General features: G+C 40.2%; 11 protein-coding genes. 7 read left to right on the top strand and 4 right to left on the bottom strand.

All coding sequences use genetic code 11. The annotated features are described in order from the left end of the window. Window positions 1–524: 524 nt before the first annotated feature. The 5 genes from H4J38_RS12665 to H4J38_RS12645 all read left to right on the top strand — a co-directional run bounded on the left by H4J38_RS12665 (window position 525) and on the right by H4J38_RS12645 (window position 6,421). A complete protein-coding gene (locus H4J38_RS12665) occupies window positions 525–1,799 on the top strand; it encodes a S8 family serine peptidase (RefSeq protein WP_182132179.1) in 1,275 nt (424 codons plus the stop codon). A 324-nt stretch (window positions 1,800–2,123) separates the two neighbouring features. After that, entirely contained in the window at window positions 2,124–3,437 is a 1,314-nt protein-coding gene (locus H4J38_RS12660; protein ID WP_182132178.1) for a DEAD/DEAH box helicase, read from the top strand. A 117-nt stretch (window positions 3,438–3,554) separates the two neighbouring features. After that, entirely contained in the window at window positions 3,555–4,748 is a 1,194-nt protein-coding gene (locus H4J38_RS12655; protein ID WP_182132176.1) for an aromatic amino acid transaminase, read from the top strand. Between the two features lie 92 nt (window positions 4,749–4,840). Further along, on the top strand, window positions 4,841–5,920 hold the full coding sequence (locus tag H4J38_RS12650; RefSeq protein WP_182132174.1) for a metalloprotease: 1,080 nt from the start codon (window positions 4,841–4,843) through the stop codon (window positions 5,918–5,920). A gap of 96 nt (window positions 5,921–6,016) precedes the next feature. After that, window positions 6,017–6,421: a hypothetical protein gene (locus tag H4J38_RS12645; RefSeq protein ID WP_182132172.1), complete on the top strand. Its 405-nt coding sequence runs from the start codon at window positions 6,017–6,019 to the stop codon at window positions 6,419–6,421. A gap of 81 nt (window positions 6,422–6,502) precedes the next feature. On the opposite strand, the gene H4J38_RS12640 is transcribed toward H4J38_RS12645, so the two are convergent. From H4J38_RS12640 to H4J38_RS12625, 4 genes are all read right to left on the bottom strand, one after another. Beyond that, on the bottom strand, window positions 6,503–7,366 hold the full coding sequence (locus H4J38_RS12640) for a YicC/YloC family endoribonuclease (protein WP_081179664.1): 864 nt from the start codon (window positions 7,364–7,366) through the stop codon (window positions 6,503–6,505). Between the two features lie 122 nt (window positions 7,367–7,488). Beyond that, window positions 7,489–9,213, bottom strand: coding sequence for a GMC family oxidoreductase (locus H4J38_RS12635; RefSeq protein ID WP_182132170.1), 1,725 nt, complete (start codon window positions 9,211–9,213; stop codon window positions 7,489–7,491). Then, window positions 9,210–9,980: a gluconate 2-dehydrogenase subunit 3 family protein gene (locus H4J38_RS12630; RefSeq protein WP_182132168.1), complete on the bottom strand. Its 771-nt coding sequence runs from the start codon at window positions 9,978–9,980 to the stop codon at window positions 9,210–9,212. The genes H4J38_RS12635 and H4J38_RS12630 overlap by 4 nt, the downstream gene beginning before the upstream one ends. Next, window positions 9,958–10,506 (bottom strand): thioredoxin family protein, encoded by a 549-nt coding sequence (locus tag H4J38_RS12625; RefSeq protein ID WP_259365513.1) that lies wholly within the window; start codon window positions 10,504–10,506, stop codon window positions 9,958–9,960. The genes H4J38_RS12630 and H4J38_RS12625 overlap by 23 nt, the downstream gene beginning before the upstream one ends. 167 nt (window positions 10,507–10,673) lie before the next feature. Between H4J38_RS12625 and rph the strand changes: the two genes are divergently transcribed. Both rph and pyrE read left to right on the top strand, forming a co-directional pair. Next, window positions 10,674–11,387, top strand: coding sequence for a ribonuclease PH (gene rph, locus H4J38_RS12620; protein ID WP_182132164.1), 714 nt, complete (start codon window positions 10,674–10,676; stop codon window positions 11,385–11,387). Between the two features lie 20 nt (window positions 11,388–11,407). Continuing rightward, on the top strand, window positions 11,408–12,049 hold the full coding sequence (pyrE, locus tag H4J38_RS12615) for an orotate phosphoribosyltransferase (protein ID WP_182132162.1): 642 nt from the start codon (window positions 11,408–11,410) through the stop codon (window positions 12,047–12,049). The last annotated feature ends 65 nt before the right edge of the window (window positions 12,050–12,114 follow it).

The raw sequence follows: 12,114 nt of genomic DNA, 5'->3' as shown, positions 1-12,114 counted from the left end.
AGGTTTTAATTATTAAGAACTCAAATAGATGGGTAAGTTGAAAAGTTAAGTTGTTTTATCTTCTCAATAGGAAAAAAGTATCAATAGAATGACAAATATCAATTACAGCAATATAACCTTCAAGGTTTGCTGCTGATAGCGGATTACTCATATTTCATACGAATAATACCACTGAGACTTAAAACCTTCAATGCAGCTTATGGTACCCATGCTAATAAATTTTTTGGGCTAACAAGATTAATAGCCCAGATACCACTTGTACTCGAGACAAACATCTTCAATAACACTTTCTTTAAAAGGCTTTTGTGTTCAGTAAAACCGCTGTTTAGTTACGCTTGAACAAAAATCAATTGAAGCGACGGGGGATTATTATTATAAAAAACAGGGGTTTTCCCTGATGGTCTAACCAGTATTTAGACTCTACATTGGTAACAATATATATACTTTTCTATATGTAATAGAAAAGTAAATTAAGTGCTCAGTCCTAGAGTAACTTAAAAAACTTAATGCTATGTGGAGCCAAAATGAAAAAAAAATTAATAAGCTTGATGATTTCCTCTTGTATTGCACTGCCTGCTATTGCTGCAGAAGATGCGCTATTAAGCAATATTATTGTTAGCCTTAATACTAACCAAATCGCTAGTGTCTCTGAGTTTATCAATGATTACTCTATAACAAGCAAGCACACATATAGCCATGTGTTTAAAGGTTTTTCTGCGACAGTCCCCTCGAGTATGCTAGAACAGCTAAATAACGATCAACGGGTTTTAAGCGTTTCAGCAGATGGCAATGTACACGCAACAAAAAGTAACTCTAGTGAAATAGCGGCCTGTAGCTTTTTATTTGGTTGTCAAACAGAACAGCAGCAAAGACCTTGGGGAGTTAGCCGAATTGGTGCTAATACAGCTGAAAATACTGGTGAAGGCGTTCATGTCTATGTTATTGATACCGGTATAGATTCTGACCACGATGACTTGGCTAGAAATATATCAAATGGCTATAGCGTTGAAATGTGTCTCGGCTTAGATTGTGCAAATAGTTGGGATGATGATCAGGGCCATGGAACGCACGTTGCTGGTACTATTGGTGCGTTAGATAATAATTTAGATGTTATCGGAGTTGCACCAGCAGTGACTTTGCACGCAGTTAAAGTATTGAATGCGGCAGGAAGTGGTTCTAATTCGGGTGTTATTGCAGGTATTGACTGGGTAGCACAACAGGCGGCGTCTCTAGGTGTACCTGTAGTTGCTAACATGAGTTTAGGTGGCAGCGGAACTAAAACTGGTACTTGTACCAACAATGGGTTTGTTGGTAACGATAACTTTCATCGCGCTATTTGTAATGCTAAAAATCAAGGCGTAATTTTTGCTGTAGCAGCGGGAAATGATGGTGAAAATGCTAACCAAGCTACGCCTGCAGCCTATGACGACGCAGTGATCACAGTAAGTGCAACCAATATAAATGATGATTGGGCCAGCTTTTCGAACTGGGGTAATGGAGCAGCAAATTGGACTAACCACCAATCTGCACCAGTGGTTATTGCCGCGCCTGGTGTCGATATACTATCGACCAAAAGTGGTGGTGGAACAACAACCATGAGTGGTACATCTATGGCAGCTCCGCACGTTGCTGGTGTTTTAGCGCTCTATTTAGAAACCATCTCACTAAACCCTGACGGAAGTGCTTTTACTGAGACAAGAGACTGGTTACTTAACAATAGTGAATCTAATGCTAATTTAACCAATTCAACGGGTGATGCACATCAGGAAGATTTCCTGAACGCTAAAATCCCACGATAAAAATGTAAATAAACTATCGGTAAAAATTGACTAATTTTGGAGTGCGTTTGCTTTAAATACAAAACGTATCTTCCACTGACAGTAAATCAGTTTTATTGTGCCGATGGTTTCTCTCTCTGGGCTTCTTAAAAGCGCATGTACTAATACGAGTCATTTTATCTCCCTTAACTCTATTGCCACAATGTCTAGTCAAACTCGTGCTGTGCTTACCTTAAATAAAACTCAAAAGAATTACGCCACTCTTTAGATCAATTTCACTAACTGAACAGAGCAAAAATAAGCTAAAATAGCAGGTTATTACCTTAGCTTTGAGCCCTTATATTAATGACCTCTGCCACAGCGCCAGCCAATTTTACTGAACTTGGCCTTATTCCACCTTTATTAGCTCGTTTAACTGAGTTGGAATATCAACAGCCAACACCTATTCAAGCGCAAGCTATTCCAAGTGTATTAGCCGGACGTGATTTAATTGCCGGGGCAAATACTGGCTCGGGTAAAACGGCCACCTTTGCATTGCCTTTACTGCAAAAAATACAGATAAAGCAATTATCAAGTACTGAAAAAAGCACTAAAGGCAACTATGTTACCGGTCTTATTTTAGTCCCTACCCGCGAACTCGCCAAGCAAGTGGCAGACAGCATTAAATCATATGCTGTACATTTTAACGGTGCAATTAAAACAGTGGCGGTTTTTGGTGGTGTATCAGCCAATACTCAAATGTTGGCATTACGCGGCGGCAGCGATATTTTAGTGGCAACACCGGGTCGACTACTCGACTTAATTTCAAGTAATGCCATTAAACTCGATAAGGTCAACACTTTAGTGCTTGATGAAGCCGACAGAATGTTAAGTTTAGGCTTTACTGAGGAACTATCTGCGCTGTTATCCTTGTTGCCAAAGAAAAAACAAACCTTACTGTTTTCCGCAACTTTTCCCGAGCAAGTAAAGGCGTTAACGCAAGAACTACTAAATAATCCAATTGAAATACAAGTACAAAGTGCCGATGCCAGCACCTTAGTCCAACGGGTTTTTACCGTTAACAAAGGCGAAAAAACTGCACTTTTAGCACATTTAATTCAGCAACATCAATGGCGACAAGCGCTTATTTTCGTTAATGCCAAAAACAGCTGTGAGCATTTAGCATCTAAACTCTCTAAGCGCGGTATTACGGCAGAAGTTTTTCATGGTGATAAAGGCCAAGGCGCTCGTAGTCGCGTACTTGAAGAGTTTAAAGCTGGCGAAATTGACGTATTAATAGCCACCGATATTGCTGCCCGTGGTTTAGACATCGAAAAATTACCGGTAGTGATCAACTTTGATTTACCTAGAAGCCCATCAGATTACATGCACCGTATAGGCAGAAGTGGCCGTGCTGGTGAGGTCGGTTTAGCATTATCGCTGATCGACTATGAAGATTATCATCACTTTAAAGTTATCGAAAAGAAGCATAAAATCCGCCTTGAACGTGAGCAAGTTCAGGGTTTTGAAGTTGATAAAGAGATAAATGATAAACTGTTAGCTGAACTCTTAGCTGAAAGTAAGCCTATGGCAGCGCCAGAAGGTAGCGGTAAGAAAAAACGTAAAAAGAAAACCACCATTAATGCTGATATTTGGGCCGGACATTCTGAGCCTGAATAACGCTTAAGGTTTCATGCTGGCTACTTCTTTGTGAATTGGAATGTAGCAGAGTCAATACTCCTATTTAACTGAATTTAAAGCTATTTGCTTTCGTTACTATTTAATTAAAGAGAACACATGTTTGCCAATATTGCGCTACCTGCCTCTGATGAAATTGTCGAATTAATGGCACGTTCATCTAAAGATGAACGACCGTTTAAAGTTGATTTAAGCGTAGGCATTTATAAAGATGCCAATAACAACGTACTGCTAATGAAAGCGGTGAAGGCAGCAGACCAACAACTCGCCAATGCAGGACGAAATAAAAGCTATGTCGGCTCAAAAGGTGATCTTGAATATGTGCAATTACTCCAAGAACTCACGTTTGCAAACCAAACAGTTACTGGCTACGTTAGCGGTGTTCAAACAGCGGGCGGAAGCGGCGGCTTACGCGCTATATTAGATTTAATTAAACTTGCAAATCCTGAGGCTAAAATTTGGGTAAGTGACCCGACGTATGCCAATCATATTCCCACCATTAAAGCCGCAGGTTTGGCTTATCAGGAATACCCTTTTATTGACAAAAAAACTATGACACTTGATGAAAGTGGCATGTTCAAAACACTAGAAAAATTAGGCGAGAATGACGTTGTACTACTTCATGGCTCTTGCCATAACCCTTCAGGATTGCGTTTAACCTTGCGACACTGGCAGCAAATTGCTCAGTTAGCAAAATCAAAAAATTTCTTACCATTAATCGACACCGCTTATCAAGGCTTTGCCGACGGATTACATGAAGATGCTGCCGGCTTAATTACTATCGCTAATACCGTTGAGCGTCTCGCACTTTGCGTCAGTTGCTCGAAAAACTTCGGTTTATACAGTGACAGAGTAGGCGCGGCTTATATTCTTAGCCCAACACAAGCTGAAGCAAACACGGCACAAGCTCAACTCGCTATTATGAGTAAAGCCACTTATTGGGTGCCCCCCTCTAACGGTGCTGAAATTGTAAAAACCATTTTTAAAAACCCTGAATTGAAAAAACTATGGTCAGATGAACTTGCAGAGATAAATGTCAAAATTAAAGCGATAAGAGCCAAACTTTGCGCGGCATTTCGCCAATACTCAGGTGGCAATTATTTTGATTATATTTTATCTCAAGAAGGCATGTTTGCTATGTTGCCAGCAACTGAGGCACAAATGGAAATACTGCGAGATAAATATGCCATATATGGCTTGAATAACGGACGCATCAATCTTGCCTCAATTCCTGAACAAAATATCGATTACCTAGTAGAAAGTATTTTAACTGTCACACGAGATGATAAGTAACAAAATAATATTTATTAAATTTTTCAATTAGCCTTGCTGCCCAAGTCAATATAGCGATAAACGAGCAAGGTTTTATATACTGAGTCAATAAAGTGCAATTATTAGAAATAGAATGTTTAGGCAAAAATCTACGGTTAGAAGGTTCAATGGCCGGATGGCAAGAACTGTTTTGGGATGAGCAATGTGTCTCACAAATCAATGCTAATGCTAACGGTGATACCTTTTCACATAAGTTTTCCCTGCAAAGCGAGCAAGGCGAATTACCCGTTGAGCTAAAAGGCACATTGCAATGGCAACCTTTTACACTGCAATTTCAGCTGTTAGTTAATAACGAACTGTTACACGACAATACGTTAAATGAAAAAGATATAGAACAACGTCAAATAACCCAAGGTAAAAAGCAACCAATAAAATTTAGCTTCATTGGTATGGCGGGGCTTGGCTTAAAGTTATTCAAAAGTGCTAAGGTTATTAAAGTGTTGTTTGCAGCCGGAAGTTTAGCGGCTTATAGCTGGTTATTCTCTATCGAATTTGCCATCGCCCTTATACTTTGCCTTGTTTTTCATGAGTATGGTCATATCAGGGCGATGAAGTACTTTGGCTTAAAAACTAAGGGCATATACCTCATTCCCTTTGTTGGCGGTTTAGCGTTAAGCGATGACAAAATTAATACTCGCTGGCAAGATATCGTTATTTCGATCATGGGACCCTTTTTCGGCCTAATACTGTCTATCGCCTGCCTAATTGGCTATTGGCTAACCGATCTAGAAATACTCGCCGGTTTAGCGGTATTTAATGCCCTGCTCAATCTATTTAACTTGTTACCCATATTACCCTTAGACGGCGGCCACGTACTGAAAAGCATCGCGTTTTCAATCAACTCTAAAGTAGGTTTAGTTGCTTGTATATTAGGTGCCGCACTAGGTGTTTATATTAGTTATTACTTCGGCTTAGCGCTGTTAGGCTTTTTACTCGCCCTTGGTAGTATTGAAATTTTCTTTGAATATAAGCGCCGACATTTAAGCGAGTTACTGCCACTTAATCTCTATGCTCAAATTGTATCAGCGTTATGGTATGTCATTACCGTAGGCGGTTTAAGTGCCATTATTTATCTGGTTGGTCAAACAGGCAATGACGCGCTGTCAGTACCACTGAAAATATTGGGTAGTTAAAATATTTAGTTATTAAGCTCTATGGTGACGACTAACAGCAATTAATAGAATGTGTCCAAAACGAAAAATAAAATACCATGTAAAAAGGATTAGTCTGTGATTTCAAAAAAAGTGAGAGAACTATTCGTCTCTTTAATGGAAGCAACCGATGACACGCCCGTTGCTTATGATGTTGAGACAGAGCAATACAGTGGTTTTTTCAATAGTACAGTTGTTGATAAGTATATTGAACTAGGCGCACTTGAATTGATTGAGAGCGGAGCTGGCCCTACAACCATTTTACTCAATAACAGAGATGACTTTTTAAGTTCATTCGCATCTGGCGTTAGAGAAGCAAAGAATGGCAGCGATCAATCTTATGCTGACTACAACGCCAATCCATTTGCCTTTTCAGTGGGCTTTGAGCATTTCCATCAAATATCCAAGAAAAAACGTCAGTTAATTGGATATATTTGCCACGGTTTTGAACGCGATGATACAGGTTTAATACATCTGCAATAGTGTAAAAATAACAGGCATAAAAAAGCCCCGAATAACGAGGCTTTATGTACACATCAGTACGTGGATGAATATGTCAAAACACTATTCAATATTCTGGATCTGCTCACGCATTTGTTCAATTAATACCTTTAACTCTACTGCTGAATTAGTGATATCTGCGTTAATAGATTTCGAGCCTAAGGTATTCGCTTCGCGATTAAATTCTTGCATCATAAAGTCTAATCGGCGGCCTTGTGCACCACCTTTTTTCAATATGCTGCGCGTTTCTTTAACATGACTGAATAGACGGTCAATTTCTTCATCAACATCCATTTTCTGCGCTAGTAATACCAGCTCTTGTTCTACTCGTGTTGACTCAAGTTCAATGTTAGCATCTGCAAATTTGTCGGTAATACGCTTACGTTGCCATTGAATAATTTCTGGCATGTGGCCTTTTACAATATCTGCTTGTTCGATAATGCCATCTAAGCGTTGTTCGATAAGGACTTTAAGGTTTTCACCTTCATCGGTACGAGAAGTAATAAAGTCTTTTAGGGCTTGGTCAAAACCGGCTAGTATCTCGGCTTGAATGGTGCTCATGTCAGCTTCTTCAGCTTCCATAACACCAGGCCAACGCATAATTTCAACAGGATTTACCGTCGAGTTATCCGATAAAGCGGCAATGGTATTTGCATGCTTCATTAATTCTGCGGCTAACTCAGCATTTAAAGTTACGTTACTTTTTGCCGATGGGTTAGCATTAAAACGTAAGTTACATTCTACTTTTCCGCGATTTAGTTGCTTGCGAAACCTTTCACGTAATACTGGCTCTATACTGCGAAATTGCTCGGGAAGTCGGAAGTATGTTTCAAGAAATCGTTGATTAACCGAACGAATTTCCCATACGGCATTACCCCAATCGCCTTTAATTTCATGACGTGAGAATGCTGTCATACTATGGATCATAGAATTTCCTAAATATTTAAAATGAACAATGTGGTGAATTATGCCCTAGCTGATACTTGGTATCCACTTTAATAGGGTTAAGTTAACGAGATTATGGCTCAATAATTTCGTTAACTTTAAGGTTAAGCCTCAGCTCTCTGCCACCGTGCTTTAATATGGTCAGCAACACGAAACGAATTTGCGTAAATGGTAAATGTGTAAGGTACACTGCCACCTGTTGGCATAAACGAGGCGTCAGTCACAAAAAGATTATCAACTTCATGTGCTTGGCAGTTTTTATTTAACACTGAGGTTTTAGGATCGTTGCCAAAACGACAGCCGCCAGCCATTAAGTTTGATGCTGGTGCACTGCTCACTGATGACGACACATTGCTTGCCCCCATTTCCTGCAGTAGCTTTTCCGCTTTTTCAGCCAAGTATTCACCAACATCTAGGTCGTGGTTATGTGCGCCTATGCGTATTTTAGCCACGGGATCACCCCATTTATCAGTGACTTCATCATCTAAAGCAACAAAGCAATTATCTGTTGGTAGCCAATCATTAAACACTTCGAAACGTAGAGTTTTATAACTGGTGAACTCGGTTTTCATGCTTTGTTTCAGGTCTTCGCCCCAAAGTAGCTTTTCGCTGTCTTGGCTTTCATCATATTGCCATTGCGTGCCTTGGGCACGCGCTATCGGGTTTTGATAGAATAAGAAATCTATCGTGCCGCCTTTGGCTTTACCGTTTCGATTAATGCCGTTAAAGGCTTTATCATCGATTTGATACCAATCTTGCAATGCTCGATTAATAAATGGTCCTACTTGGGTTAATTCCGCCTTTTTTTCTGCCGTTAAGTCTTTGTAAAAAAAATCTCCGCGGCCAGTGCCACCACCACTAAAAATCAAATTTTTACCTACATGCCCTGCATTATTGGCTAATCCGTTAGGGAACTTTTCACCTTTCGATGCCAGTAACAAACGAGAAGTTTCTACTGCTTGGCAAGCAACAACGTAATATTTAGCCTGAACAATTTTTTTGCGCCCTGCTTTGTCGTAGTAATGCACACCCGATATTTCGCCTTCGCTATCTGTCGCAATGTTATAAACTTTCGCATGAGGTGTAATGGTACAATTGCCCGTTGCAACTGCATGATTTAATAGCGCCGCTCGGCCACTACCTTTTGCTCCAGACGAGCAACCATAACTACTGCAATAGCCTGAATAATCACAGCTATTTCTGCCCATTGCTGGTTGCGATAATATTGCTCGTGGCACAGGTAGAGCGTGATAACCAATTTTTGTCGCGCTTTCATCTATCCACGATGATATGGCGTGTTCAGCAACCGGTGGATAGGGAAAGTCTGTCGACCTAGGCTCTTGATGCGGATGTTCAGTAACTCTGCCTGATACACCCACCACTTTTTCAACTATCGCATAATAAGGTTCTAGCTCGTCGTAAGTAATCGGCCAGTCTTCAATATTAGCGCCTTTAATGGCGCCGAACTCTGTTTTTAAACGAAAATCTACTGGCTTTAAACGATGAAAATAACCACTCATAAAGTTTGATGAACCGCCGACTACTGTGCCGTTCCAGAAGCTCCAACCTGATTCACTGGTTGGTTCACCTTGCCAGAAAGTTTCACCCGCTTCGTTTTCATATTCCTCTTCTATAACATGCTGTTCATCTTCAAGCTTGGGGTTGTAAGCATCGCGTAAACTAATGGCTAGCTCATCTTTGTAGAACTCTTTTTCGGTTAACCAAGCGCCTTTTTCTAACACTAATACTTTAGCACCTGCATTGGCTAAGGTATAAGCTACTGGTGATGCGCCCGCGCCACTGCCCACGATACAAATATCATATTTCATGCTTTTTTAGTTCCTATTTGTGAGCGAGTATATTCCTGGTGACTAACCACCTGTGTGGTTGTTTTATTTGCACGCGCAGCCTTATTACTCATCACAATAGGTTGCTTACCGGGTAATTCGTAATATCGCTTGCCCATTGGAGGTAACGGAAAACCTGCTTGGTGATCTAACCATTGCCAACCGATGCCATTAGGGTTGCCTCCGTAACTTGGCGGTGAAAGCATGGCTTCAAAGATATAACTGACTAAATTACTTAGCCAATTTTCACCAGCTCGCGAATTACTTATTGCCCGCAATATTTTTTCTTTTTCTTCAAGCGTAAGGGCAACAAAATTTTTCTGTAATTGGCTTTGACTAAAACCATTTAACCAACCAACGCCTTTATAAATAAATTCTATTTCTGCGTTATCTGTGGGTTGTTGATACACAACATTATATAAATATTGCGTTGCTTGAATTTCTTTTGCACTTGGGCCCGTTGGTGATGCAGGTAATAAATGGGCTAGCACGGCATCAAGGGTTAACCAAGGATCTGTTGTCAGTAAACTAGCAAACTGATCACTCGCTAATGCTGACCATGCCCGCACTGGCATAGCGGCAATCATAGTGGCGCCAGCAGCAGACTTTAAGGCGCTACGTCGTGATATTTTTTTTTGTAACCATGTCGGCGTACGAAAATTGTCATCAAAAAACGACGTCACTTGCGATACTGTATTGCTAACCATTTTCTTTCTAGTCACGGTTTTAGCCTTTTGCACTTGTATCATGAGCATTTTCCTTATTATTTTTTTCCTGCCATTTTCTTAAAAACGCCAGCCAGTATTCAGCAGAATACTCCAAATCATGCAGTAATTCAGCGGTATCTTTTGATAACAACATTTGTCCTGTATTCGTTGAAACATACATATGTGGGTAGCCTTGCACAGGTGGCAACGATTTCATGAAAGCTTCATTTTCATTACTATCACTCACACTAATTTTAAGCAGTACATAATTATCATGCAGGGCTTGATATATTTTAGGATTTTTTTCTAAAAAGGCATCCATTTTATGACACCAAGTACACCAGTTCCCGCCAATTTCAATTAGCACATTTCGGTTACTTTTTTGCGCTAAGGTAATGGCTGCTTGCGCGTCTTTAAAAGGATCTCGCTTGTCGTCATAAACTTTGCTGTATAGCGGTAAATCATTAGCTGACGCGATAGAAGAGTGGTGCGCAGACTCTTGCGCATTTGATTGACCAGTAATAAGTAAACTTGATAAAAACAAAACGATAAACAGCTGAAATTTCATAAACATTCTCTATTTCGATGACATTCAAAGGCAATTAACAACAAACGTATAGTAGTATGACCTTATATTAATTAACTATATTTCAAAATACTTGTAACGTCATTATGTCAAATTGGCAGTCGAACGATTATAATGCGCAGCAATTATACTACGATAGGAAATTCAACATGCGTCCAAGCGGCAGAACTTTAGGGCAAATTCGTCCTGTAACCATTACTCGTCAATTTACAGCTCACGCAGAAGGCTCAGTGCTTATTGAGTTTGGTGATACCAAAGTTATATGTACCGCAACGGTTGAAACTGGCGTGCCACGTTTTCTAAAGGGCCAAGGCAAAGGTTGGATAACAGCTGAGTATGGCATGTTACCGCGTTCAACTCATACCCGTATGCGTCGCGAGGCTGCCAATGGTAAGCAAAGTGGTCGTACATTAGAAATTTCTCGTTTAATCGCTCGCTCACTTCGTGCAGCAGTTGATTTAGTAGCATTGGGTGAAAATACCATTACGATAGATTGTGATGTTATTCAAGCTGACGGTGGCACACGTACTGCGTCAATTACCGGCGCTTGTGTGGCCTTAGTTGATGCATTAAACCATATGCGCGCTAAAGGTATTATCAACAACAACCCGCTTAAGCACATGATTGCTGCAGTTTCTGTTGGTATCTACAAAGGTGAAGCGGTTTCTGATTTAGATTATGTTGAAGATTCGGCCGCAGAAACTGATATGAACGTAGTAATGACAGAAACCGGCAAGCTAATTGAAGTACAAGGCACGGCAGAAGAAGAACCATTTAGCTTCGATGAAATGCAGCAAATGCTAGCACTTGCGAAAGACAGTATTAACGAACTGTTTGATATTCAAAAAGCCGCTTTAAATTAAACCACTGATAGGAGCTGATTATGAAAGATTATCAACGCGAATTTATCGAGTTTGCCTTATCTAAACAGGTATTGCGCTTTGGCGAATTCACCTTAAAGTCAGGCCGCACTAGCCCTTACTTTTTCAATGCAGGTTTATTTAATACTGGTCGTGATTTAGCACGTTTAGGCCGTTTTTATGCTGCGGCATTACAAGATTCAAAAATCGATTACAATTTGTTATTTGGTCCTGCATATAAAGGTATTCCAATTGCAACCACAACCGCCGTAGCATTAGCCGATAGTTACGATATTGATATGCCTTATTGCTTTAACCGTAAAGAAGCTAAGAAACACGGTGAAGGTGGCAGCTTAGTCGGTTCGGCACTTGAAGGTAAAGTGATGTTGGTTGATGACGTGATCACCGCCGGTACTGCGATTCGTGAGTCGATGGAAATCATTCAGGCCCACGGCGCTGAATTATCAGGTGTACTCATAGCTTTGGACCGACAAGAAAAAGGCCAAGCTGAACTTTCTGCCATTCAAGAAGTAGAACGTGATTTTAATACTAAGGTGATATCTATTGTTACTTTAGCAAATTTGATCAGTTACTTAGAAGAAAAACCAGACATGGCTGATAGTTTAGCTAGCATAAAAAAATATCGTGAAGATTACGGTATTTAACCAATAAATTAACGAAATTGGTACAAACAGCTAAACGTAAAAAGCCTGCAGTTGCAGGCTTTTTA

This window comes from Colwellia sp. BRX10-3, assembly GCF_014077505.1.
In the GTDB taxonomy this organism is placed as follows: Bacteria; Pseudomonadota; Gammaproteobacteria; order Enterobacterales; family Alteromonadaceae; genus Cognaticolwellia.
This window is presented reverse-complemented; position numbering and strand designations above follow the sequence as displayed.

What these genes read in the sequence shown, in the direction of transcription:
- H4J38_RS12665 (WP_182132179.1), top strand. Translation starts at nt 525, where the DNA reads ATGAAAAAAAAATTAATAAGCTTGATGATTTCCTCTTGTATTGCACTG.
- H4J38_RS12660 (WP_182132178.1), top strand. Translation starts at nt 2,124, where the DNA reads ATGACCTCTGCCACAGCGCCAGCCAATTTTACTGAACTTGGCCTTATT.
- H4J38_RS12655 (WP_182132176.1), top strand. Translation starts at nt 3,555, where the DNA reads ATGTTTGCCAATATTGCGCTACCTGCCTCTGATGAAATTGTCGAATTA.
- H4J38_RS12640 (WP_081179664.1), bottom strand. Translation starts at nt 7,366, where the DNA reads ATGATCCATAGTATGACAGCATTCTCACGTCATGAAATTAAAGGCGAT.
- H4J38_RS12635 (WP_182132170.1), bottom strand. Translation starts at nt 9,213, where the DNA reads ATGAAATATGATATTTGTATCGTGGGCAGTGGCGCGGGCGCATCACCA.
- H4J38_RS12630 (WP_182132168.1), bottom strand. Translation starts at nt 9,980, where the DNA reads ATGATACAAGTGCAAAAGGCTAAAACCGTGACTAGAAAGAAAATGGTT.
- H4J38_RS12625 (WP_259365513.1), bottom strand. Translation starts at nt 10,506, where the DNA reads ATGAAATTTCAGCTGTTTATCGTTTTGTTTTTATCAAGTTTACTTATT.
- rph (WP_182132164.1), top strand. Translation starts at nt 10,674, where the DNA reads ATGCGTCCAAGCGGCAGAACTTTAGGGCAAATTCGTCCTGTAACCATT.
- pyrE (WP_182132162.1), top strand. Translation starts at nt 11,408, where the DNA reads ATGAAAGATTATCAACGCGAATTTATCGAGTTTGCCTTATCTAAACAG.